This is a genomic window from Pseudomonas sp. NPDC087697 (assembly GCF_044743155.1).
GTDB lineage: Bacteria > Pseudomonadota > Gammaproteobacteria > Pseudomonadales > Pseudomonadaceae > Aquipseudomonas.
Genome location: NZ_JBIUVW010000004.1, coordinates 149,083 through 172,204 on the forward strand (window position 1 = coordinate 149,083; position 23,122 = coordinate 172,204).

A 23,122-nucleotide genomic window follows, 5' to 3' on the forward strand; every position below is an offset into this window, starting at 1 on the left:
TCAAGGCAATCGACATGACCGACATTCAGAATAAGAACTACATCATTGCCCTCGATCAGGGTACGACCAGCTCCCGGGCGATCATTTTCGACCGTGACGCCAACGTGGTCTGCACCGCACAACGCGAATTCACCCAGCATTACCCACAAGCTGGCTGGGTCGAACACGACCCGATGGAAATCTTCGCCACCCAAAGCGCCGTGATGGTCGAGGCCCTGGCGCAAGCCGGCCTGCATCACGATCAAGTGGCAGCCATCGGCATCACCAACCAGCGTGAAACCACCGTGGTGTGGGACAAGACCACCGGCCGTCCGATCTACAACGCGATCGTCTGGCAGTGCCGCCGCAGCACCGAGATCTGCCAGCAGCTCAAACGCGATGGCCATGAGCAGTACATCAGCGAGACCACTGGCCTGGTTACCGACCCGTACTTCTCCGGCACCAAGCTCAAGTGGATCCTCGACAACGTCGAAGGCAGCCGCGAACGTGCACGCAAAGGCGAGTTGCTGTTCGGCACCATCGACAGCTGGCTGATCTGGAAATTTACCGGCGGCAAGACCCACGTCACCGATTACACCAACGCCTCGCGCACCATGCTCTTCAACATCCACACCCTGGAGTGGGACGCGAAGATGCTCGAGGTGCTGGACATCCCGCGCGAGATGCTGCCGGAGGTCAAGTCGTCGTCGCAAATCTACGGCCACACCAAGAGCGGCATCGCCATTGGCGGCATCGCTGGCGACCAGCAGGCCGCACTGTTCGGCCAGATGTGCGTTGAACCGGGCCAGGCGAAAAACACCTACGGCACCGGCTGCTTCCTGCTGATGAACACCGGCGACAAAGCGGTGAAATCCAGGCACGGCATGCTCACCACCATCGCCTGCGGCCCACGCGGCGAAGTCGCCTATGCGCTGGAAGGCGCGGTGTTCAACGGCGGTTCCACCGTTCAGTGGCTGCGTGACGAGTTGAAGATCATCAACGACGCTCACGACACCGAATACTTCGCCAACAAGGTCAAGGACAGCAACGGTGTGTACCTGGTGCCAGCCTTCACCGGCCTGGGCGCTCCGTACTGGGACCCGTATGCCCGTGGCGCGCTGTTTGGCCTGACTCGCGGCGTACGCGTGGATCACATCATTCGTGCAGCACTGGAGTCGATTGCCTACCAGACCCGCGATGTACTCGACGCCATGCAACAGGACTCCGGCGAACGCCTCAAGGCCCTGCGCGTGGACGGCGGCGCGGTAGCGAACAACTTCCTGATGCAATTCCAGGCCGATATCCTCGGCACCAAGGTCGAACGTCCGCAAATGCGTGAAACGACTGCACTGGGCGCCGCCTACCTGGCCGGCCTGGCCTGCGGTTTCTGGGGCAGCCTGGATGAACTGCGCGGCAAGGCGGTAATCGAGCGCGAGTTCGATCCACAACTGGACGAAACCGCGAAGGAAAAACTCTACGCCGGCTGGAAAAAAGCCGTCAGCCGCACCCGCGACTGGGAACCGCACGAAGGCGCTGAATAAGCCAAGTAGCGGATTCGTATCGGTATGTAACTGGTCGGGAGCAGATTCGTACGGCATCATGGGCAAATTTTGCACGGCAGCCCAAAGGAAGCCCCATGAATCTGCCTCCCCGTCAGCAGCAAATCCTCGAACTGGTCCGCGAACGCGGTTACGTCAGTATCGAGGAAATGGCTCAGCTGTTCGTCGTTACACCGCAGACCATCCGCCGCGATATCAATCAATTGGCGGAAGTGAATTTGCTGCGTCGCTATCATGGCGGCGCAGCTTACGATTCAAGTGTCGAAAATACCGCCTACGCCATGCGCGCCGATCAGATGCGCGATGAAAAACAACGCATCGCCGAAGCCATCGCCGCACAGATCCCCGATCACGCCTCGCTGTTCATCAACATCGGCACTACCACCGAATCCATCGCCCGGGCGCTGCTCAATCACAGCCAGCTCAAGGTGATCACCAACAACCTGCACGTCGCCTCGATCCTCAGCGCCAAGGATGACTTCGAAGTCCTGCTGGCCGGTGGCAACGTACGCCGTGATGGCGGCGTGGTGGGTCAGGCCTGCGTCGACTTCATCAACCAGTTCAAGGTTGACTTTGCGTTGGTCGGCATCAGCGGTATCGATGAAGACGGCAGCCTGCTCGACTTCGACTACCAGGAAGTGCGGGTCTCCCAGGCGATCATCGCCAATGCCCGGCAAGTCTTGCTGGCGGCAGACTCCAGCAAGTTCGGCCGCAACGCCATGGTCCGCCTGGGACCGATCAGCCTGATCGACTGCCTGGTGACCGACCACGCTCCAGTACCGGCATTGGCGCAACTGCTGAGCCAGCACAAGATTCGATTGGAAGTCGTTTAAACCGCGGAACGCGGTTAAACGACCGTAGGAGCACGGCTTGCCGGCGATGGCCTACTCAAGATCGCCATCGCCGGCAAGCCGTGCTCCTACATAATCTGCGACCCACTCCCCCTCGCGCCTGCATTTAATGTTCGGAAATTTTCCTTTCACCTCCCTTCGATCAGTATTTTCAATCGAAGTCGGCTAGCTGTGCCCGGATTTATGCGCTACCATTTTCGCAAATGAACATTAATGTTCGAATTCAAATATTAAAAGAATGACCGAGGCCCGCCGATGCCCACTTCAACCTTGCCTATGCCCCCTCTTGCCGAGGTCTACGATATCGCCGTCATCGGCGGTGGGATTAACGGTGTGGGGATTGCAGCGGATGCTGCCGGCCGCGGTCTTTCGGTGTTCCTTTGCGAAAAGGACGATCTGGCCAGCCACACCTCGTCCGCCAGCAGCAAGCTGATCCATGGCGGCCTGCGCTACCTCGAACATTACGAATTCCGTCTGGTGCGTGAAGCCCTGGCCGAGCGTGAAGTGCTGCTGGCCAAGGCCCCGCACATCGTCAAGCAGATGCGCTTCGTGCTGCCGCACCGTCCGCACCTGCGCCCGGCGTGGATGATCCGCGCCGGCCTGTTCCTCTATGACAATCTTGGCAAGCGGGAGAAACTCGCCGGTTCCAAAAGCCTGAAGTTCGGCGCCGACAGTGCGCTGAAAAGCGAGATCACCAAAGGCTTCGAATACTCCGACTGCTGGGTCGATGACGCCCGTTTGGTGGTGCTGAACGCCATGGCCGCTCGCGAAAAAGGCGCACACGTCCACACCCAGACCCGCTGCGTCAGCGCCCGTCGTAGCAAAGGTCTGTGGGAGCTGAACCTGGAACGCGCCGATGGCAGCCTGTTCTCGATCCGCGCCAAGGCGCTGGTGAACGCCGCCGGTCCATGGGTCGCCAAGTTCATTCGCGATGACCTGAAGATGGAATCGCCTTACGGCATCCGCCTGATCCAGGGCAGCCACCTGATTGTGCCGAAGCTGTACGAAGGCGAACACGCGCATATCTTGCAAAACGAAGACCAGCGCATCGTGTTCACCATTCCGTACCTCAATCAATTCACCCTGATCGGTACCACGGACCGCGAATACACCGGCGATCCGGCGAAAGTCGCAATCACCGAAGGCGAGACCGACTACCTGCTGAAAGTAGTCAACGCGCACTTCAAGAAACAAGTCAGCCGCAGCGACATCCTGCACACCTATTCCGGTGTTCGTCCGCTGTGCAACGACGAATCCGACAATCCATCGGCCGTGACCCGCGATTACACCCTGGCGCTGTCCGGCAGCGCTGAAGAAGCCCCGCTGCTGTCGGTGTTCGGTGGCAAGCTGACCACCTACCGCAAACTGGCCGAGTCGGCCATGGCGCAACTGGCACCGTACTTCAAGGACATGAAGCCGAGCTGGACCGCGCAGGCGACCCTGCCAGGCGGCGAAGACATGACCACACCGCAGGCATTGAGCGCGTTGATTCGCGACAAATTCGACTGGCTGCCGACGGAAATTGCCCGACGTTGGGCCACCACCTATGGCAGCCGCACCTGGCGCATGCTCGAAGGTGTACAGAGCCTGAACGACATGGGCGAACACCTGGGTGGCGGTCTCTACAGCCGCGAAGTCGATTACCTGTGCAGCGAAGAATGGGCAACCACCGCTCACGACATTCTCTGGCGTCGCAGCAAACTTGGCTTGTTCACCACCAAGGCGGAACAAGAGAACGTGCAGCTGTACCTGAATAAGGTCGAACAGAACCGCAGCAAGATCGAAGCGGCCTGATCGGTAATCCGGTTCAACGAAAGCCCCTGAATCTCACGATTCAGGGGCTTTTTGCATTCTGATGCACATCACAAATACCCTGTGGGAGCGAGCTTGCTCGCGATGAGTCCCGCACATCCAACATCGAGGTCGCCTGGCACACCGCTATCGCGAGCAAGCTCGCTCCCACAGGGTATTTGGTGACCGGGAGATTGCATTCGGTTTTCCGAACGAGACCCGTCAGTCGATTCGGTAAACCGGATAATCCGACCTGAAAAACAACACCATAAATATTTAATAACTTTTAAAATCAATAGCTTGATTGAATACGCCAGGCCTGGCACGAGTCATGCTCTACACTCTGGGACGAATGTCTGATGTGCCAACACTTCAGGAGCCGTCAAGGCATTCCGCAGTACATAAGGGCCGATGAACTGGCTCCATATAAAAACAATGTTGAGGAAAATTTGATGCGCATCGTTCCCCATATCCTGGGCGCAGCCATTGCGGCCGCTCTGATCAGCACGCCAGTTTTCGCCGCCGAACTCACCGGCACCCTGAAGAAGATCAAAGAGTCCGGCACCATTACTCTGGGGCATCGCGACGCTTCTATTCCGTTTTCCTACATTGCAGACGCTTCCGGCGTACCGGTCGGCTACTCCCACGATATTCAGCTGAAAATCGTCGAAGCCATCAAAAAAGACCTGGACATGCCGAACCTGAAGGTCAAGTACAACCTGGTCACCTCGCAAACCCGTATTCCACTGGTGCAGAACGGCACTGTGGACGTCGAGTGCGGTTCCACCACCAACAACGTCGAGCGTCAGCAACAAGTTGACTTCTCCGTTGGCATCTTCGAAATCGGCACCAAGCTGCTGTCGAAAAAAGACTCGACCTACAAAGACTTCGCCGACCTCAAGGGCAAGAACGTCGTGACCACCGCCGGCACCACGTCCGAGCGCATTCTGAAGTCGATGAACGCCGACAAGCAGATGGGCATGAACGTCATCTCCGCCAAAGACCACGGCGAATCCTTCCAGATGCTGGAGTCGGGTCGTGCGGTCGCCTTCATGATGGACGACGCATTGCTGGCCGGTGAAATGGCCAAGGCCAAGAAGCCGACTGACTGGGCCGTGACCGGCACTCCACAGTCCTACGAAATCTACGGCTGCATGGTTCGCAAGGGCGACGAGCCGTTCAAGAAAGCTGTGGACGACGCCATTATCGCGACCTACAAGTCCGGCGAGATCAACAAGATCTACGAAAAGTGGTTCATGCAGCCAATCCCGCCAAAAGGCCTGAACCTGATGTTCCCGATGAGCGACGAGCTCAAGGCACTGATCGCCAATCCGACCGACAAAGCGGCTGACGAAAAGAAATCCTGATTTCTGACTAACCTTACCTCCTGACAGGGCCCGCGCCCTTTCAGGAGGCTGTCACTACCTGCTGGCACTTTTTGGAAGCACTCGAACCGGTGGTTGTCGAGCCGATCGCGTGTGCCTGACCGGAGTGGCCTGTACGGTTAGTTCGTTAGCTCAAATTCGGATGCCGGAAGTTCATATCCAAGGCGCTGTGACGAGTCATAGCTCGCTATGGCGAGGAACAGCAACGAAGGATATGGGCTCGGCAACGAAGTTGACTAACAGAACTGACCACACAGGCCACCAAGTCAGAAGGGAACGGAGTTTCCCAGGCGGGCACTTGTACATCGATCGATCTGAGGGGAGACCCTAATGAATTACAACTGGGATTGGGGCGTGTTCTTCAAGTCCACCGGCGTGGGCAGCGAGACCTATCTCGACTGGTACATCACAGGTTTGGGCTGGACTATCGCCATCGCCGTCGTGGCCTGGATCGTCGCGTTACTACTGGGCTCCGTGCTCGGTGTCATGCGCACCGTGCCGAATCGCGTGGTATCGGGCATCGCCACCTGCTACGTGGAACTGTTCCGTAACGTGCCGCTGCTGGTTCAGCTGTTCATCTGGTACTTCCTGGTGCCCGATCTGCTGCCCGAAAACCTGCAACAGTGGTACAAACAGGATCTTAACCCGACCACCTCGGCTTACCTGAGCGTTGTCGTTTGCCTGGGTCTGTTCACCGCCGCCCGAGTCTGCGAACAAGTGCGCACCGGCATCCAGGCGTTGCCGCGTGGCCAGGAATCGGCCGCTCGCGCCATGGGCTTCAAGCTGCCGCAAATCTACTGGAACGTGCTGCTGCCCCAAGCCTACCGGATCATCATTCCGCCGCTGACCTCGGAATTTCTCAACGTCTTCAAGAACTCGTCCGTAGCCTCGCTGATCGGCCTGATGGAACTGCTCGCGCAGACCAAACAGACCGCCGAGTTCTCCGCCAACCTGTTCGAAGCCTTCACCCTTGCGACACTGATCTACTTCACCCTGAACATGAGCCTGATGCTGCTGATGCGCATGGTTGAGAAGAAAGTTGCGGTGCCTGGCCTGATCTCCGTGGGGGGTAAATAATGGACCTCGATTTCAGTGGAATCGTCCATGCCGTCCCCGGTATGTGGAACGGCATGGTCATGACCCTGCAACTGATGGTGCTCGGCGTCGTTGGCGGGATCATCCTGGGCACTATCCTGGCGTTGATGCGTTTGTCCCACAGCAAAATGCTGTCGAACATCGCCGGCATATACGTGAACTACTTCCGCTCGATCCCGCTGCTGCTGGTGATCACCTGGTTCTACCTGGCGGTACCGTTCGTGCTGCGCTGGATCACCGGCGAAGACACGCCGATCGGCGCGTTCACCTCGTGCATCGTGGCCTTCATGATGTTCGAAGCCGCGTACTTCTGCGAAATCGTCCGTGCCGGTGTGCAGTCGATTCCCAAAGGTCAGATGGGCGCAGCCCAGGCGTTGGGCATGAGCTACGGCCAGATGATGCGCCTGATCATCCTGCCGCAAGCGTTTCGCAAGATGACACCGCTGTTGCTGCAACAAAGCATCATCCTGTTTCAGGACACCTCGCTGGTCTACACCGTCGGCCTGGTGGACTTCCTCAATGCTTCGCGGGCCAGTGGCGACATCATCGGCCGCTCCAATGAGTTCCTGATCATCGCAGGTCTCGTGTACTTCACAATCAGCTTTGCCGCCTCGCGGCTGGTCAAGCATCTGCAAAAAAGGTTTGCCGTATGATTTCTATCAAGAACGTCAACAAGTGGTATGGCGACTTCCAGGTACTGACTGATTGCAGCACCGAGGTCAAAAAAGGCGAAGTGATTGTGGTGTGCGGGCCGTCCGGCTCCGGTAAATCCACCTTGATCAAATGCGTCAACGCCCTGGAACCGTTCCAGAAAGGCGATGTGGTGGTCGATGGCACGTCCATCGCCGACCCGAAGACCGACCTGCCGAAACTGCGCTCGCGCGTCGGCATGGTGTTCCAGCATTTCGAATTGTTCCCGCACCTGACCATCACCGAGAACCTGACCATCGCGCAGATCAAGGTGTTGGGCCGCAGCAAGGAAGAAGCCACCAAGAAAGGCTTGCAACTGCTTGAGCGCGTCGGCCTCTCGGCTCACGCCCACAAGCACCCGGGCCAGCTCTCCGGTGGGCAGCAGCAGCGTGTGGCTATAGCCCGCGCGCTGGCCATGGACCCGATCGTCATGCTGTTCGATGAACCGACCTCGGCGCTGGACCCGGAAATGGTCAACGAAGTGCTGGACGTGATGGTGCAACTGGCCCACGAAGGCATGACCATGATGTGCGTGACCCACGAAATGGGTTTCGCCCGCAAGGTGGCGGACCGGGTGATCTTCATGGACCAGGGCAAGATCATCGAAGACTGCAAAAAAGAAGAGTTCTTCGGTGACATCAACGCCCGCTCCGACCGTGCGCAGCATTTCCTCGAGAAGATTCTGCAGCACTAACAACAGCACCGCTCCCTACCTGTGGGAGCGAGCTTGCTCGCGATGACTGCCTACCAGTCAATGATGATGTCGACTGTCAGTCCGCTATCGCGAGCAAGCTCGCTCCCACAAGGGCCATTGGTGGTCTGGAGATTTGTGTTGTGGTTGACCCAAGGCATCTGTGATGAAATGCGACCCCACTCTCTATCGCGCCGCGCCGCCATCACTCGCCGTGAAACCCCGTCTGATTCGCCATCTGTTTCTGCCACCGCTGGTCATCCTGTTGATGGTCGGGCTGGGTTACGTCGGCTTCTGGGTCAGCGAACACTACGGTATTCGCAGCCTCAGCGAGAACGGTCAACGTCAGCTGGAACTGCATGCCCGCGCGGTCGAAAGCGAAATCAGCAAATACACTTACCTGCCCAGCCTTCTGGAACTCGAGTCGAGTGTTTCCGAACTGCTGGCCGACCCGTCGCCTGAACACCGGCAAGCGGTCAATGATTACCTCGAAGGCCTGAACCGGCGCAGCCGCAGTCGGGCAATCTACGTGATGGACACCACCGGTCGGGTGCTGGCTACCAGCAACTGGCGTGATGTCGACAGCTACCTGGGTGAAGACCTGTCCTTCCGTGCCTATTTCCAGAATGCCGTCCGCGGCCAGCCGGGGCGTTTCTACGGCATCGGCAGCACCAACGGCGAACCCGGTTACTACCTGGCCCATGGCCTGGAAGAGCAAGGCAAAATCATCGGCGTCGCAGTGGTCAAAGTCCGCCTCGAAGCCATGGAAGAGCGCTGGCAGCGTGCACGCCTGGAAGCCTTCGTCAGCGACGAGAATGGCATCATCATTCTGTCCAGCGACCCGGCGCGCCGACTCAAATCGGTTCGCCCGCTCAGCGACGACACCAAAGAACGCCTGGCCCGCAGCCTGCAATATTACTGGTTCCCGCTCAACGAACTGGAACCGCTGGCCCGTGAGCGGCTGTCCGAAGGCGTGGAAAAAATAACCTTCCCGGCCAACACCGAACTGGTCTCCGATGAACAGGAGATCAGCTACCTGTCACAGACCCGGCCGCTCGGTGATACACCGTGGAATTTCACCCTGCTCACACCGCTTCAGGATTTGCGTCGTGAAGCGATCAATCAGGGCATTCTCGTCGCTGTGGCCTTCGCGCTGGTGGCGTTCCTGCTGATCGCCTGGAACGAACGACGCAAAGTCATCGCCACCCGCCTCGCCGCCCGTGAAGCGCTGCAAGAAGCCAACAACCAGCTTGAACGCAAGATTGCCGAACGCACTACCGATCTGCGGGCCAGCAACGAACGCCTGAAAAGCCAGATCCGCGAACGTCGCCAGGCCGAAGAAACGCTGCGCCGGGCTCAAGATGAACTGGTACAGGCCGGAAAACTCGCGGCCATCGGCCAGATGTCCACCAGCATTGCCCATGAATTGAACCAGCCGCTGGCCGCGTTGCGCACCTTGTCCGGCAACACCGTGCGCTTTCTTGAGCGCGGTCAACTGGACATCGCCAGTGCCAACCTGAAAACCATCAACGAACTGATCGACCGCATGGGTCGGATCACTGCCAGCCTGCGCTCTTTTGCCCGGCGCGGCGACGACCAGGGCCAGGCCAGCCTCGGCAAAGCGGTAGACGCCGCCTTGCAGCTGCTTGGCGCCCGCCTTGAAAGCGCTCATTTGCGGTTGCACCGCGAGTTCAGCGACGTGCAAGTGCAAATCGACCAGACTCGTCTGGAACAGATCCTGGTCAACCTGATCGGCAACGCCCTGGACGCCATGCAAGCGCAGCCACTGCCCGAACTATGGCTGGAAGGTGACATCGTCGACGGCAAATATCGCCTGCGCGTACGTGACAACGGCCACGGTATCGACGCCGAAACCCGCAAGCACTTGTTCGAACCTTTCTTTACCACTAAACCCGGCGAACAGGGCCTGGGCCTCGGCCTGACCCTGTCGGCGAGCCTGGCCGCCGCCACTGGCGGACACCTGGGCGTCGAACACCCGGCCAGTGGTGGTACCACTTTCGTCCTCAGTTTACCGCTGGTAAGCCCCCTTCCCGCCGAGCCAATATGAACAACGACCTTAGTGTGCTGATCGTCGAAGACGATCCCCATGTCCTGCTCGGTTGCCAGCAGGCCCTGGCTCTGGAAGATATTCCCTGTGAAGGCGTTGGCAGCGCTGAAGAGGCACTGGCGCGGGTCGGCGACAACTTCGCCGGGATTGTCATCAGCGACATTCGCCTGCCGGGCATTGATGGCCTGGAGCTGCTGAGCCGGTTGAAGGCCCGTGACCGCAGCCTGCCGGTGGTGCTGATCACCGGTCATGGCGACATCTCGATGGCGGTCGGCGCGATGCAAAAAGGCGCCTACGACTTCATGGAGAAACCGTTCTCCCCCGAACGTCTGGTAGACGTCGCGCGCCGCGCCCTGGAGCAACGCAGCCTGGCCCGCGAAGTAACCTCGTTGCGTCGACAACTCGCCGAACGCGATTCCCTTGAGGGGCGAATCATCGGCCGCTCGCCCGCCATGCAGCACCTGCGCGAGCTGATCGCCAACGTCGCCGACACCTCGGCCAACGTGCTGATCGAAGGAGAGACCGGCACCGGCAAGGAGTTGGTCGCGCGTTGCCTGCACGACTTCAGTCGCCGTCAGTCGCAGCAATTCGTCGCACTGAACTGCGGTGGCCTGCCGGAAAACCTCTTCGAAAGCGAAATCTTCGGCCACGAAGCCAACGCCTTTACCGGTGCCGGAAAAAGGCGGATCGGCAAGATCGAACACGCCGACGGCGGCACGTTATTCCTCGATGAAGTGGAAAGCATGCCATTGCCGCTGCAAATCAAACTGCTACGGGTCTTGCAGGAGCGCACGCTGGAGCGGCTTGGCTCGAACCAGAGCGTTGCGGTCGACTGCCGGGTGATCGCGGCGACCAAGTCCGACCTCGACGACTTGAGCAAGGCCGGCCAGTTTCGCAGCGACCTGTATTACCGCTTGAACGTGGTGACCCTGGAACTTCCACCGCTTCGTGAACGCCGCGAAGACATCCTCCAATTGTTCGAACATTTCCTGCAGCAATCGTCCCTGCGCTTTGACCGTACGCTGCCTGAGCTGGATAACCAGACCCTGTCGAACCTGATGAGCCACGACTGGCCCGGCAACGTGCGCGAACTGCGCAACGTCGCCGAGCGTTTTGCCCTCGGTTTGCCGGCCTTCAAGAAATCCGGCAGCGGTGGCGCCGCCCAAGGCCTGGCATTCTCCGAAGCGGTGGAAGCCTTCGAGCGCAACCTGCTCAATGACGCCTTGCAGCGCAGCGGCGGCAACCTGACCCAGGCCAGCCTGGAGCTGGGCATGGCCAAGACCACGCTGTTCGATAAGGTCAAAAAATACGGCTTGAGCCACTAACCCTGCATCGAGAACATCCGTGGATCTACTGTTGAAAGCTGCACTGGGCGCCGCGGTGGTGGTGATCCTCGCCTTCCTCGCCAAAACCAAAAACTATTACATCGCAGGGTTGGTGCCGCTGTTTCCGACCTTCGCGCTGATTGCCCATTACATCGTCGGCAAGGGCCGCTCGCTGGACGACCTGAAGACCACCATCGTGTTTGGCATGTGGTCGATCATTCCGTACTTCGTTTACCTGGCGACGTTGTATGTGATGGTGGATCGGCTGCGGTTGGAGGCATCACTGGCTGTGGCGGCGCTCGCGTGGCTGATGGCGGCGACAGTGTTGGTCAGTGTTTGGGTGCGTATTCACGCCTGATAACGTGCGGTTCTCCAAAAGATCGCAGCCTGCGGCAGCTCCTACGGGTGTACGCGATCTTTCTAATGTCTGGCCCGTCCCTTGCATTTACCCCCTAAAGCCCGCCCGGCCTGCGCTCGTAATCGACCGCGCCGGCTTTGGAGGGGCGCTGCCATGGGTAAGAATACGTTTTGAATATCTTGGATCTCGACCACAGCCTGACAGCCCAGGCGCCGATTGCCCGACTGCTGGAAAGCGGTCGCGCGAATCGTCTGGACCTGCTCGATCTGGGACCCAAACTGCGTTTGTGGTCCAGTGAGAAAAACTACCGACGTTTTTCCGAACGCCTGCGCCAACGGCCACCTCATACGGGCCCACAGCCGGAAATATTTTTTATTGGTTCTGGCGACTACCACCACCTGACCCCGGCCTTCCTCGCTGAGATTACCGAGCCGGTCAGCCTGATCCATTTCGACAACCATCCCGACTGGGTGCGCTTCGCGCCGCGTCGGCATTGCGGTTCGTGGGTCAATCGGGCGCTAAAGATGCCGAACATCAAACGCATCGTCACCCTCGGGCCGTGCAGCGACGACCTGCATAACCCGCAACTGCGCGGCGGTAACCTCGGCGCGCTGAAGCGTGGTGACTTGCAACTCTTCCCCTGGCAGCACCCACCGTCCCAGGTCTGGGGCCTGATCGGCGATGGTGCCGGGCATCAACAGCTGGAAAACATGCTGCACTGGCGCAACCTGGCGGACCTCGACTGGCCAGTGTTTCTCCAGCAATTAATCGAAAGCCTACCGACCGAAGCCGTGTGGATCACCATCGACAAGGACGTGCTCGCCAGCGAAGATGCCGCGACCAACTGGGATCAGGGCGGCATGCGCTTGACCCACTTGTTGCAAGCCCTGCGCGCATTGGCCGCGAGCAAACGTATCCTGGGCATCGATGTCTGCGGCGAGTTCGCCCAACCGGCCTTCAGCAATGCGTTCAAACGCTGGGAAGCCAAGTCCGACCAGCCACCGCCCGAGCGCTGGAGCAAAGACGATCTGCTGCGTAATGCAGCCACCAATCAGGCACTGATCAGCCTGTTCGAGGAGTTATTCCCGTGACCCTGACCGTAGTATTACTGGTGGCGTTTTCGATTGTCCTCGACGTCATCGGCCAGCTTTGTTTCAAGCTGGGCCTGGACCGCTTACCGGAGCTCGAAGGCGACTTCCGACTTAATGCGTTCTGGGGCCAGGTGTTCAATGCACCGTTGCTCTGGTGCGGCATCGGCGCCTACGTGATCGAGTTCTTTGTCTGGCTCGAAGCCCTGTCCCGCGCGCCGCTGAGCCTGTTGTTTCCATCCGCGGCGCTGGCGTATTGCGGCGTGGTGCTGGCCGGTAAAGTGGTGCTGGGTGAAACCGTCAGCCGCAGGCGCTGGCTCGGCACCCTGGTGATTACGGCGGGCGTGATGCTCGTGTGTGTCGCCCATGTCTGAAATTCAATCGATGATCGAAAGGAACAGCGCTATGGGTTGGCTGCACGGACGTCTGGGCACTGTTGTGCTTTGGATGCTGCTGATCGGTTTTGAAAGTGGCGGTCAGATCGCCACCAAAGTCGGCGGTGACCAACTGGGGCAGATGGACTTCAACCTCCAATGGCTGGCGGCCGTGGCCGGTAATCTCGGGGTGCTGACGGCCATCGCCTGCTACATCGGGGCGTTCTTCGTCTGGATGCTGATATTGCGACGCAGCAGCCTGTCGCTGGCGTTTCCGCTGAGTTCGCTGGTATTTGTCGGCGTACTGCTCGGCTCGTGGCTCGGCCTCGGCGAACAGATCAGCCTGCTGCACTGGCTGGGCGTGGCGGTGATCATGGGCGGGATAGCGTTGCTGGCTGAAGGCGAAGAGGCGTAGGAACTGGCAGGGCAAAGATCGCAGCCTGCGGCAGCTCCTACGAGGGATCAGCGTTTCGGGGTGTGGTGGGTCACCAAGAAACCGAGACCGTGTGACACCGGAATCACCTTCACCCCCGCCGTGCGTTGCTGCTCGGCGATCTCGCGGTGGAATGCCTTGACCTGGGTCCAGTGCATTTTCGGCCGATAATGATGCTCGGCGTGATAGCCGTTGTTCATCCAGATCAGATTGTAAAGCACGCTGTAGCTGCTCACGCCCCAGGCGATCGGCAAGTCCGGATTGCCGCCCAGATGCTCGTAATAGCCATTGAGCGAAGACAGCGCCTGGCCGAGATACCAGAACGGCAGCAACAGCACCACTGCATGCCAGTCATAGAACGCCAGCGCTACATAAGCGGCCACCGTCACATAAATCTCGACCTTGACCCAACGCGCATCGCTGGGCCGCTTGCGCTGCATTTCTTCGTAGAACGGCTTGGGATCATCGCGGAAAAAGCTGAGAAAGGTGTACGACCAAGGGTTTTCGGGTTGCCCATTCTTGCCACGCAGGTAGATCGACAGCGGATCGACGGTTTTTCCGTGCGCATCCGGCAGGTCTGAATTACCACGGTGGTGACGATTGTGGATGTCGCGGTACAGGGTTTGCGAGAAACCGATAGTGACCGACAACAACAGGTCGAATGCCCGATTCATCCAGGCAATGGTGAAGTACGGGTTGTGGATCTGGTTGTGGGAAATGCTGTTGATGCTCCACGACAGGCTGACGGCATAGACCAGTGCCAGCGGCACGATGGCCCACCACGACAGGTCATGGAAGGCCAGCACCAACCACAGAACAAACGCCAGATGAGCCACACCCAGCGCAATCGGGACCAGATCCCACAGCGAATAGGCGAGGAGACGATACGCGGGACGAGCCATGAAGAACTTCCTGAGAAATTGAGTTCATGGCAGGGTCTGCAAAGGACGGACCAGATTGAAGGCGAATCCCGCCCGTAGGAGCTGCCGCAGGCTGCGATCTTTTGATCTTTTGTTTGAGACTCAAGTGGTCTAAAGAAAAAGATCGCAGCCTTCGGCAGCTCCTACCGGTCATCGATTCAATTGAATTTGTAGCTGATCGCCGCCTGCACTTCGCCCTGGTTCACGCGGCCTTCTTGCTTGACGATACTGCTGTCCGCCGCCGAGTTGGTCAGGTGAATCCAGCTGGCACTGGTCACCAGCGACCACTGTGCTGCCAACGGGAACTCGAAGCTCTGGGTCAACGCTACATTCTGCAAGCCGCCACTGGCCTTGTACGGACTGAACTCCGAATCCCGGGCATCTTTGTTTGAAACGCCAAAGAACGTCTGAGTCTGCTGGCCATCGGCAAATTTCGCGGTCAGTTCGCTACTGCCAATGATCCCCAGCCCCAGCGGATAACCCACTTCCCCGCCCACACGACCGAGCACACCACCCTGGCCGCGATTAGCACCCACGGTATGGCCGACAAAAGCGAAAATTCGCCAGAAATCAGCCGGGCTGTACTGAACGAAGCCACCGGCCTCGCCCATGGCCGACACATTGTGCAGGCCACGCAGCGTGCCATTGGAGTTGCGTCCCGGAATGTAGCTGATAAACGGCCCGGCGCTGAAGCCGTTGGCTTTCAAGGCGCTCCAGGTCAAACCGTCGTCGGTGCTGAGACTGACATCGCCCCAGTCCAGATCAAAGTAAGGCACCGGCACGGTCTCATAACGACTGCCAGTGGGGTCATAAGGCTGATTGCTCATGCCGAGACCGGCCTCACCGGTTATTCCGGCCGCCTGAACGGTGGCGCAAAAGCCGCCAAGGCATACCAGGACAGCAAATACAGCAGAGGTAATCCTGAGCATAGAGCGATTCCTTATCAGTGCATGCGCGCATCAACTCCCGGGCCGATTTTCCTGCGCAAGCACTCATGTTGTTTGTAGCGACCTACAAAATTTGTAGCTCGGTGGACACATTTCCCGCACAGCATACCTCAGAGCCCCAGCCAACAGGGCTTGAAACAACTTGGCACACTCCCTGCTCTACCCCGTTGCAAGCGCATCAGCGCGCCCCTGCCCCAATAGGTAATGCAGATGATTGATTGGCATATCGTGTGTGATTTCGACGGGACCATCACCCGGACCGACGTGATCGACAGCATTCTCCAGCGTTTCGCCGACCCGAGCTGGGAAGCGATCGAGGACGAGTGGCTGAGCGGTGCTATCGGTTCGCGTGAATGCCTCAGCCGCCAGCTATCGCTGGTCAAGGCAACCCCCAACGAACTGCTCGGGTTCTTCGACAGTGTCGAAATCGATGCCGACTTCCCGGATTTTGTCGACCACGTGGTCGGTCTGGGCGCCTCCATCGAAGTCGTCAGTGACGGCATCGAGCAAGGCATCGCGCGGATTCTGGCGCGTAACTACGTCAGCCTGCTGCCGATTCTCGCTAACCGCCTGCGTCAAGTCGACCACAACAGCTGGCGGATCGACTTCCCGTACTCGAGCGACGCCTGCCGTGCTGCGTCCGGCAACTGCAAATGCAAATCCACCCCAAGCAGCAAACGTGTGCTGGTGATCGGTGACGGTCAATCCGACATGTGCGTAGCGTCCACCGCTGACTTCGTATTCGCCAAGGATCGCCTGGCCGAACACTGCGAGCGCAATGGCATCGCCTACGCCCGCTTCGACAGCTTCGCCGAACTTCCGGCCTTGCTGGCCAAATTGCCTGCCGGCAGCGCGGCCAACGCCACCTCCTTCGCGCTTGAACACTCTTCTGAAACACAGGAACTCTTCCACCATGTCTGATATCCGAATTGCTACCGCAGAAGACCAGGTTCTTCTGGATAAAGAAGCCAAGTACTGCTCCTACGGCGACACCGTTCACTACATCGATCCTCCGCGAATTTTCAGCCGTTGCGAAGGTTCCTACGTGTGGGACACCGAAGACCAGGCTTACCTCGACCTGCAAATGTGGTACTCGGCGGTCAACTTCGGTTACGCCAACCCGCGCCTGAACAACGCCCTGAAACAACAGATCGACACCCTGCCGCAAATCGCCAGCCAGTACCTGCACAAAGGCAAGATCGAGCTGTCGGAAATGATCGCGGTCGACGCCAAGAACAAGTTCGGCCTCGACGGTCGCGTGCACTTCAACGTCGGCGGTTCGCAGTCGATCGAAGACTCGTTGAAAGTCGTGCGTAACGCCACCAACGGCAAGAGCCTGATGTTCGCCTTCGAAGGCGGCTACCACGGCCGTACCCTCGGCGCCTCGGCGATCACCTCGAGCTACCGCTACCGTCGCCGCTACGGTCACTTCGGTGAACGCGCCAACTTCATCCCGTTCCCGTACCACTTCCGTGGCCCGAAAGGCATGACCAAGGAAGAATACGGCAGCCATTGCGTGCAGCAGTTCGCCCGTCTGTTCGAAACCGAATACAACGGCGTCTGGGACCCGAAAGTCGGCCAGAGCGAATACGCAGCCTTCTACGTCGAGCCAATCCAGGGCACCGGCGGCTACGTGATTCCGCCGATGAACTTCTACAGCGAACTCAAGCAAGTGCTGGATCAGCACGGCATCCTGATGGTCGTCGACGAAATCCAGATGGGCTTCTGGCGTACCGGCAAGCTGTGGTCGATCGAACACTTCGACGTCAAACCGGACGTGATCGTCTTCGGTAAGGCGCTGACCAACGGCCTCAACCCACTGGGCGGTATCTGGGCTCGCGAAGAGCTGATCAACCCGAAGGTATTCCCGCCAGGTTCGACTCACTCCACCTTCGCCTCCAACCCGCTGGGTACGGCTGTCGGTCTGGAAATGTTCAAGATGACCCACGAAGTCGACTACGGTTCGATGGTCATGGCCAAGGGCAAATACTTCCTGGACGGTCTGCAGGACCTGCAGAAACGTTACCCGATCATCGGCGACGTCGACGGTCTGGGCCTGGCACTGCGCTGCGAAATCTGCGGCCCGGATGGTTTCACTCCGGACAAGGCCACCCTGGACTTCATGGTTGAAGAAGGCATGAAGGGCGACATCGAAATCGACGGCAAGCGTCTGGGCCTGATTCTCGATGTGGGCGGCTACTACAAGAACGTCATCACCCTGGCTCCGTCGCTGGAAATCAGCTACGCGGAAATCGATCTGGGCATCGCCCTGCTCGACCGCTTGCTTGCGCGAGCCATGAAACGATGAATCAAGCAGAGATCGATCTGGGCGAAGGTAGCACCGGTTTCGTTCTCGGCAGTGGCGAGGTCGCGGTGTTGTTGATCCACGGCCTGACCGGCACCCCGACGGAGTTGCGTCGGGTTGCCATCGGCTTGGCCAAATCGGGTTGCACAGTGTACGTGCCAACCCTGGCCGGGCACTGCGGTGACAACGCCGACCTGCAAGCCACTGGCTGGCAGGACTGGTACGAAGGTGTACGCAAGACGTTCGTTGGCATACGCCAGCGGCACGAGCAGGTGTTCGTCGGCGGTCTGTCCATGGGCGCGGTCATGTCCATGTACGTCGCCTCCGAGCATCCGGGGCAGGTCGCCGGCCTGCTGATGTATTCAACCACTCTTCGCTACGACGGCTGGAGCATCCACAAGCTGGCGTTCCTGACCCCCTTGTTGATGAAGATTCCATTCGGCGTGCGCATCTGCAGCTTCGAAGAGAAGCCGCCCTACGGCATCAAGAACGAGCGTCTGCGGGCGATCGTCGAACGCCAGATGAAGGACGGCGAAAGCAGCAATGCCGGGCTGTTGACCATGGAAGGCGTTACCGTGCGCGAATTGCACCGGATGAATGCGGTGGTCAAGAAACGCATGCCATCGATCAAAACACCGGCCCTGGTGCTGCACTCCATCGAGGATGACATTACCAGCCGCTGGAACGCCGATTACGTCGAGCGCAATCTCGGCGGCCCGGTCACCAAGGTCCTGCTGGACAACTGCTATCACATGATCACGGTCGACCTGGAGTACCGCCGCGTTGTGGATCTGAGCGCGGACTTTGTCCAACAGCTTTCCATGAAGCCGGGCGAACGCGAAGAGTATCGACAACTGGCGTAGCTTAAGGATTTGAAGTGATCACCGCCCGTGCCTATTCAACCATCGAGGCCATCGAACGCTTTGCCTGGAATGACTGCTTCCCCGGGGAACTGGAGGACTGGGATTACTATCGGGCCGTTGAACAGGCGGGTGTCGCCGACTTCCAGTGGCGTTACCTCGCGCTCTATGAAGGCAGCACGTTGATTGCCGCGGCGGCGGCGTTTACCACCCAATACTCGCTCGACACCACGGTGCAGGGCATTGGCAAACGCATCACCCAGCGCTTGCGCCAATGGTTGCCGGGTGTGCTGGATATTCGCTTATATGCCTTGGGATCGCCAGTGACCGAGCAATGCCACGCAGGCACCGCCAGCCACATCACCGACGATCAGCGTCCGGCACTGCTACGCCGGTTGCTGGCGTTGGCGCGCAGCGATGCCAACGAGGTTGGAATCGGCCTGTTGGCGGTCAAGGATGCGCCCAGCCATGATCAGCAGTGGATTGACGTCTGCCGCGAGGCCGGGCTGCAAACCATGCCTGGTTTACCCAGTGCGATATTGCCGATTTCATTTGGGTCACTCGACGCTTACCTTGGCACGCTGGGCAAGTCCACACGCAAAAACTTGCGCCGCAAACTTCGGGCGCAAGGCCCGCGGATCGAATGGCGACGCTCGGTCGACGATGTGTTGCCACAGATGATGCGCTTGTATGAAGCCACCCTGGCGCGCAGTGATCTGGAGTTCGAACGACTGTCAGCAGAGTACTTCACCAACATCCTCAAGCACCTCGACCAACGCGCCGCGTGCGTGCTGTATTGGGTGGACGAGCAACTGGTGGCGTTCAATCTGCTGTTGCTGGATGAACATCGACTGGTGGACAAGTTTTTTGCCCACGACCTGGAACAGACCCACGAGCACAACCTGTACTTCAGAAGCTGGCTGGCCAATGTCGACTATTGTATTCAGCACAAAATCCCGCTGTATGAGTGTGGCCAGGCTGGCTATGCCAGTAAGCTGCGGCTCGGCTGCAAGTTCGAAGGCAATACACTGTTTTTTCACCACCGTAACGCGCTGCTCAACGCTTTGCTCAAACTCGTGAAACTGTTTGTTCGACCGGATAAATCCGACCCTGCCATGGCTGCTGCGATAAGCGAAACCTGATGAAACCAGACCGACGCCGTAAAGCCCTGCCCTTCGCCATCTCCCGCTGGAGTGTCCAACGCAAGCTGGTATTGGCGTTCTGGCTGGTCAGTGTGATCCCGACCATGATTGCCGCCGAACTCGCGGCCACCACGCTTTCACAGATTTTCGATAGCAACGTGCGGATCTGGTTGCAGGAGTCGACCAAGATCGTCGAGGACGAAATCAGCGAGATCGTGCACAGCAACGCACGGATCGCCCGTTTGTTCCTGCGCTTTACCCGGCCACCGACTGACCGCTCCGCCGCCAGGCGCGACAAAATGACCACCGAAATCGCCGATGCCATGGGCATCGATCTGGTGGCGCTGATTCGCATCAGCGATAAGAAAATCGTGTTCAGCACGGCAGACGAAAACATCGTCGAACAAATCAGCACCGCCCCGAATGCGGTGCTGCAGACTATTCAGATGAATGGGGTTTCGACCGGCACGGTGGTCTCGACCTTCCGCACCACGCTCGATGGCGTCGACTACCAGATGCTGATAGCGACCTATCTGGACAGCAGCTTCCTGACCAGCGTTGCCGACGTGCACTCCCTGGACCTGCGCCTGTACCTGGCCAAGGGCGATACTTTCTCCGAGATTTTCGCCAGCCAGCGCTTCGAGGATCGTCCGGCTCACATGCCTGAGAATATCGAAGCGGCACTGAAACAGACCAAGCAGCCTATCGAGCAGTTTACCAACCGCTACAGCGGGCTCTATCGGCCGATTCTCAATAACAACGGTGAGCTGCAAGGGGTTATTTTCAGCGGTTTGCTGCGCCACAACAGCCTGGTGGGTCTGGTCAACCAGACCAACCTGTTCCTGGCGATCTTCCTGCTGGGTTCGGCCCTGTCGCTGTGCGTCGGCTGGCTCGTCTCGCAACGCCTGACCCTACCCTTGCGCAACCTCTCCCAAGGAGTACGAGCGGTGATCGACGGTGATTATCGCCAGCGGATACCGGTCACCGGCAGCGATGAACTGGCCGAACTGAGCAGCACCTTCAACCACATGACCGAACGCCTTGGTGAATTGCAGCACCTGGAATCGCAACTGCGCCGCCGCGATCGCTTGCACGCGCTCGGTGAAGTGGCGATGGGACTGGCCCATGAAATCCGCAACCCGCTGGGCATCATCAAAACCGCGACCCAATTGCTGCACCGTCGCGCCGATCTGCCCGAGACCGACAAACGCCACCTGGAATATGTGGTCAGCGAAGTCAGCCGAATCAACGACCTGATCACCGAATTCCTCGACTTTGCCAAGCCCAGCGCGCCCATGCGTTCCACCCAACTGGTGCGGCCACTGGTTGATGAATTGATCGGTTTTTGTGCACCTGAACTGGCGACCCATAACATCGACGCCCGGATCGAAGACAATGCCCCCGCCGCAACCATGCATGCCGACGCACGACAGCTCAAACAGGCCTGCCTGAACCTGGTGCTCAATGCCATCGACGCGATGCCCGAGGGTGGTCGCCTGACCCTGGGCATTGCCAGCGACAAGGAATACACCGTCATCAGTGTTTCCGACACTGGCCAGGGCATCGAACCGGACATGCTCGAACGGATTTTTACACCGTTCGTCACCACAAAGGCTTCAGGTACGGGTCTTGGGCTGGCAAAAGTCTTCTCGATAATGGAAAACCACGACGGTCGGGTCGAATGCGTCAGCGAAAAAGATGCTGGTTCAACATTCAGCCTGTACATTCCGGCCAATGGTGAAGACAACAGCTACGACGAGGACAGTGATGACGCATAACATTCTGGTGGTCGATGACGAGCCCAAGCTCTGCGACTTGTTGGCGTCGGCCCTGAGCCAGAACGATCTCCAGGTGTTCACCGCCAGCAATGGCCTGCACGCGCTCAAAGTGCTGGAACAGGAAGACATTGACCTGGTGATCAGCGACTGGCGTATGCCTGGCATGGACGGGCCACAGTTGCTGGCCGAAGTCAAAGTGCGCTATCCGCAACTGCCAGTGATCGTCATGACCGCCTACAGCACGGTGAAAAACGCCGTGCAGTCAATGCGCAACGGGGCTTTCGACTACATCGCCAAGCCATTCGACATCGATGAACTGGACATCACCGTCAACAAGGCCCTGCAATTTCGCGACATCCTCAAAGATAACCAGCGCATGCGCGCCGAGCTTGAGGAGCACGCGCAAATCGACAGCCTGGTAGGCGACAGTCCGACCTTCCGCCAGGTGCTGCAAGCGGTGGATTCGGTGCGCGACAGCAACGCGACCATTCTGCTCACGGGCGAAAGCGGTACCGGCAAGGAAATGGTCGCACGAGCCATCCACAAGCACGGCAACCGTGCCGACAAGCCCTTCGTCGCAGTGAACTGTGCGGCAATCCCCGAAGGTTTGCTGGAAAGCGAGATGTTCGGCCATCGCAAAGGCGCATTTACCGGTGCCGTGGCCGACCGCGTCGGGCGCTTCATGCAGGCCGACAAGGGCACGCTGTTTCTCGATGAGGTCGGCGACATGCCGTTGGCATTGCAGGCGAAGATTCTGCGCGCCTTGCAGGAGCGCGTGATCGAACCGGTGGGCGATCCACGCGAACGCAAGGTCGATGTGCGAGTGATCGCTGCCACCAACAAGAACCTGCTGGAAGCGGTGGCCAACAAAGAGTTTCGCGAAGACCTTTACTATCGCCTCAATGTGTTCCCGATCCCCCTTCCCGCCTTGCGTGAACGGGTCGAAGACATTGCAGCATTAGCCCGACACTTCGCCCACACCATGGGCGCCACCGCCGGCAAACGCATCAACGGTTTCAGCCCGGAAGCCTTGCAGGCCATGACCGATTATTCGTGGCCGGGAAACATCCGCGAGCTGCAAAACTGCGTTGAACGAGCCACCATCGTGGCCTCGGGTGCGGTGATCGAGGAAGACGATCTTCCGGCCTATCTGTTCGCCTCAAGGCGCTCCGGCGACGGCGCCAGCGCGGTCCTCAACGAAAGTACCGGTGTGCCATCCGACCTCGACGCCGCACTGGCCGAAGTCGAAAGGAACTACATCCTGGCTGCCCTGCAACAAAGCAACGGCGTGCAGGCGGCCGCCGCGCAGTTGATTGGCATCTCGGAGCGCAGCTTCTGGTATCGGCTGAAGAAACTGGGGATTCATGTGGACAAGATCGTTCGCTGAGCGCCACGTCAGGAAAAAGATCGCAGGCTTCGCCAGCTCCTACGGATTAGCGAATATCCCGGGTGTACCCAAATCCCGTAGGAGCTGCCGAAGGCT

21 protein-coding genes are annotated in these 23,122 nt (G+C 59.0%); 19 read left to right on the plus strand and 2 right to left on the minus strand.

From position 1 onward, the window contains the following. Positions 1-14: 14 nt before the first annotated feature. The 13 genes from glpK to ACIPIN_RS05180 all read left to right on the plus strand — a co-directional run bounded on the left by glpK (position 15) and on the right by ACIPIN_RS05180 (position 13,669). Positions 15-1,520 carry a glycerol kinase GlpK gene (glpK, locus tag ACIPIN_RS05120; RefSeq protein WP_401116157.1) on the plus strand — a complete coding sequence of 502 codons (1,506 nt, stop codon included), beginning with the start codon at positions 15-17 and terminating at the stop codon, positions 1,518-1,520. 95 nt (positions 1,521-1,615) lie between these two features. Then, positions 1,616-2,371, plus strand: coding sequence for a DeoR/GlpR family transcriptional regulator (locus ACIPIN_RS05125; protein WP_071553568.1), 756 nt, complete (start codon positions 1,616-1,618; stop codon positions 2,369-2,371). 273 nt (positions 2,372-2,644) lie between these two features. Further along, complete coding sequence (gene glpD / locus ACIPIN_RS05130) at positions 2,645-4,183, plus strand: glycerol-3-phosphate dehydrogenase (RefSeq protein WP_401116160.1); 1,539 nt, start codon at positions 2,645-2,647, stop codon at positions 4,181-4,183. Between the two features lie 449 nt (positions 4,184-4,632). After that, positions 4,633-5,547 carry a glutamate/aspartate ABC transporter substrate-binding protein gene (locus ACIPIN_RS05135; protein ID WP_401116163.1) on the plus strand — a complete coding sequence of 305 codons (915 nt, stop codon included), beginning with the start codon at positions 4,633-4,635 and terminating at the stop codon, positions 5,545-5,547. A gap of 348 nt (positions 5,548-5,895) precedes the next feature. After that, positions 5,896-6,642: an amino acid ABC transporter permease gene (locus tag ACIPIN_RS05140; protein WP_401116165.1), complete on the plus strand. Its 747-nt coding sequence runs from the start codon at positions 5,896-5,898 to the stop codon at positions 6,640-6,642. Continuing rightward, a complete protein-coding gene (locus ACIPIN_RS05145; RefSeq protein WP_401116168.1) occupies positions 6,642-7,313 on the plus strand; it encodes an amino acid ABC transporter permease in 672 nt (223 codons plus the stop codon). The genes ACIPIN_RS05140 and ACIPIN_RS05145 overlap by 1 nt, the downstream gene beginning before the upstream one ends. Beyond that, the gene (locus ACIPIN_RS05150; protein ID WP_401116171.1) at positions 7,310-8,044 is read left to right on the plus strand and encodes an amino acid ABC transporter ATP-binding protein; all 735 of its coding nucleotides are present in this window, start codon (positions 7,310-7,312) and stop codon (positions 8,042-8,044) included. Before ACIPIN_RS05145 ends, ACIPIN_RS05150 begins: the two co-directional genes overlap by 4 nt. Before the next feature lie 163 nt (positions 8,045-8,207). Beyond that, positions 8,208-10,109: an ATP-binding protein gene (locus tag ACIPIN_RS05155; RefSeq protein WP_401116173.1), complete on the plus strand. Its 1,902-nt coding sequence runs from the start codon at positions 8,208-8,210 to the stop codon at positions 10,107-10,109. Continuing rightward, positions 10,106-11,434: a sigma-54-dependent transcriptional regulator gene (locus ACIPIN_RS05160; protein WP_401116176.1), complete on the plus strand. Its 1,329-nt coding sequence runs from the start codon at positions 10,106-10,108 to the stop codon at positions 11,432-11,434. Before ACIPIN_RS05155 ends, ACIPIN_RS05160 begins: the two co-directional genes overlap by 4 nt. Before the next feature lie 28 nt (positions 11,435-11,462). Continuing rightward, positions 11,463-11,792: a GlpM family protein gene (locus tag ACIPIN_RS05165; RefSeq protein ID WP_401116308.1), complete on the plus strand. Its 330-nt coding sequence runs from the start codon at positions 11,463-11,465 to the stop codon at positions 11,790-11,792. A 170-nt stretch (positions 11,793-11,962) separates the two neighbouring features. Further along, a complete protein-coding gene (locus ACIPIN_RS05170) occupies positions 11,963-12,883 on the plus strand; it encodes an arginase (protein ID WP_401116179.1) in 921 nt (306 codons plus the stop codon). Further along, positions 12,880-13,254: a transporter gene (locus tag ACIPIN_RS05175; RefSeq protein ID WP_401116182.1), complete on the plus strand. Its 375-nt coding sequence runs from the start codon at positions 12,880-12,882 to the stop codon at positions 13,252-13,254. The genes ACIPIN_RS05170 and ACIPIN_RS05175 overlap by 4 nt, the downstream gene beginning before the upstream one ends. Positions 13,255-13,285: 31 nt before the next feature. Further along, the gene (locus ACIPIN_RS05180; protein ID WP_401116184.1) at positions 13,286-13,669 is read left to right on the plus strand and encodes a transporter; all 384 of its coding nucleotides are present in this window, start codon (positions 13,286-13,288) and stop codon (positions 13,667-13,669) included. A 47-nt stretch (positions 13,670-13,716) separates the two neighbouring features. On the opposite strand, the gene ACIPIN_RS05185 is transcribed toward ACIPIN_RS05180, so the two are convergent. Both ACIPIN_RS05185 and ACIPIN_RS05190 read right to left on the minus strand, forming a co-directional pair. Further along, on the minus strand, positions 13,717-14,589 hold the full coding sequence (locus tag ACIPIN_RS05185) for a fatty acid desaturase family protein (RefSeq protein ID WP_401116187.1): 873 nt from the start codon (positions 14,587-14,589) through the stop codon (positions 13,717-13,719). Between the two features lie 176 nt (positions 14,590-14,765). Continuing rightward, a complete protein-coding gene (locus ACIPIN_RS05190; RefSeq protein ID WP_401116189.1) occupies positions 14,766-15,536 on the minus strand; it encodes a MipA/OmpV family protein in 771 nt (256 codons plus the stop codon). Between the two features lie 228 nt (positions 15,537-15,764). Here ACIPIN_RS05190 and ACIPIN_RS05195 point away from each other — a divergent pair, with 228 nt between their 5' ends. Genes ACIPIN_RS05195 through ACIPIN_RS05220 form a run of 6 tightly spaced genes read left to right on the plus strand, consistent with a single transcriptional unit; the run spans position 15,765 to position 23,026 of the window. Next, positions 15,765-16,475 (plus strand): MtnX-like HAD-IB family phosphatase, encoded by a 711-nt coding sequence (locus ACIPIN_RS05195; RefSeq protein ID WP_401116192.1) that lies wholly within the window; start codon positions 15,765-15,767, stop codon positions 16,473-16,475. Next, a complete protein-coding gene (locus tag ACIPIN_RS05200) occupies positions 16,468-17,862 on the plus strand; it encodes an aspartate aminotransferase family protein (protein ID WP_401116195.1) in 1,395 nt (464 codons plus the stop codon). Before ACIPIN_RS05195 ends, ACIPIN_RS05200 begins: the two co-directional genes overlap by 8 nt. Further along, positions 17,859-18,722 (plus strand): alpha/beta hydrolase, encoded by an 864-nt coding sequence (locus ACIPIN_RS05205; RefSeq protein ID WP_401116198.1) that lies wholly within the window; start codon positions 17,859-17,861, stop codon positions 18,720-18,722. Before ACIPIN_RS05200 ends, ACIPIN_RS05205 begins: the two co-directional genes overlap by 4 nt. Before the next feature lie 14 nt (positions 18,723-18,736). Continuing rightward, complete coding sequence (locus ACIPIN_RS05210) at positions 18,737-19,861, plus strand: GNAT family N-acetyltransferase (RefSeq protein ID WP_401116201.1); 1,125 nt, start codon at positions 18,737-18,739, stop codon at positions 19,859-19,861. Further along, positions 19,861-21,639 (plus strand): ATP-binding protein, encoded by a 1,779-nt coding sequence (locus ACIPIN_RS05215; protein ID WP_401116204.1) that lies wholly within the window; start codon positions 19,861-19,863, stop codon positions 21,637-21,639. Before ACIPIN_RS05210 ends, ACIPIN_RS05215 begins: the two co-directional genes overlap by 1 nt. After that, the gene (locus tag ACIPIN_RS05220) at positions 21,629-23,026 is read left to right on the plus strand and encodes a sigma-54-dependent transcriptional regulator (RefSeq protein ID WP_401116207.1); all 1,398 of its coding nucleotides are present in this window, start codon (positions 21,629-21,631) and stop codon (positions 23,024-23,026) included. The genes ACIPIN_RS05215 and ACIPIN_RS05220 overlap by 11 nt, the downstream gene beginning before the upstream one ends. The last annotated feature ends 96 nt before the right edge of the window (positions 23,027-23,122 follow it).

What these genes read in the sequence shown, in the direction of transcription:
- glpD (WP_401116160.1), top strand. Translation starts at nt 2,645, where the DNA reads ATGCCCACTTCAACCTTGCCTATGCCCCCTCTTGCCGAGGTCTACGAT.
- ACIPIN_RS05150 (WP_401116171.1), top strand. Translation starts at nt 7,310, where the DNA reads ATGATTTCTATCAAGAACGTCAACAAGTGGTATGGCGACTTCCAGGTA.
- ACIPIN_RS05160 (WP_401116176.1), top strand. Translation starts at nt 10,106, where the DNA reads ATGAACAACGACCTTAGTGTGCTGATCGTCGAAGACGATCCCCATGTC.
- ACIPIN_RS05220 (WP_401116207.1), top strand. Translation starts at nt 21,629, where the DNA reads ATGACGCATAACATTCTGGTGGTCGATGACGAGCCCAAGCTCTGCGAC.
- ACIPIN_RS05145 (WP_401116168.1), top strand. Translation starts at nt 6,642, where the DNA reads ATGGACCTCGATTTCAGTGGAATCGTCCATGCCGTCCCCGGTATGTGG.
- glpK (WP_401116157.1), top strand. Translation starts at nt 15, where the DNA reads ATGACCGACATTCAGAATAAGAACTACATCATTGCCCTCGATCAGGGT.
- ACIPIN_RS05190 (WP_401116189.1), bottom strand. Translation starts at nt 15,536, where the DNA reads ATGCTCAGGATTACCTCTGCTGTATTTGCTGTCCTGGTATGCCTTGGC.
- ACIPIN_RS05125 (WP_071553568.1), top strand. Translation starts at nt 1,616, where the DNA reads ATGAATCTGCCTCCCCGTCAGCAGCAAATCCTCGAACTGGTCCGCGAA.
- ACIPIN_RS05205 (WP_401116198.1), top strand. Translation starts at nt 17,859, where the DNA reads ATGAATCAAGCAGAGATCGATCTGGGCGAAGGTAGCACCGGTTTCGTT.
- ACIPIN_RS05180 (WP_401116184.1), top strand. Translation starts at nt 13,286, where the DNA reads ATGGGTTGGCTGCACGGACGTCTGGGCACTGTTGTGCTTTGGATGCTG.
- ACIPIN_RS05215 (WP_401116204.1), top strand. Translation starts at nt 19,861, where the DNA reads ATGAAACCAGACCGACGCCGTAAAGCCCTGCCCTTCGCCATCTCCCGC.
- ACIPIN_RS05155 (WP_401116173.1), top strand. Translation starts at nt 8,208, where the DNA reads ATGAAATGCGACCCCACTCTCTATCGCGCCGCGCCGCCATCACTCGCC.
- ACIPIN_RS05200 (WP_401116195.1), top strand. Translation starts at nt 16,468, where the DNA reads ATGTCTGATATCCGAATTGCTACCGCAGAAGACCAGGTTCTTCTGGAT.
- ACIPIN_RS05140 (WP_401116165.1), top strand. Translation starts at nt 5,896, where the DNA reads ATGAATTACAACTGGGATTGGGGCGTGTTCTTCAAGTCCACCGGCGTG.
- ACIPIN_RS05185 (WP_401116187.1), bottom strand. Translation starts at nt 14,589, where the DNA reads ATGGCTCGTCCCGCGTATCGTCTCCTCGCCTATTCGCTGTGGGATCTG.
- ACIPIN_RS05195 (WP_401116192.1), top strand. Translation starts at nt 15,765, where the DNA reads ATGATTGATTGGCATATCGTGTGTGATTTCGACGGGACCATCACCCGG.
- ACIPIN_RS05135 (WP_401116163.1), top strand. Translation starts at nt 4,633, where the DNA reads ATGCGCATCGTTCCCCATATCCTGGGCGCAGCCATTGCGGCCGCTCTG.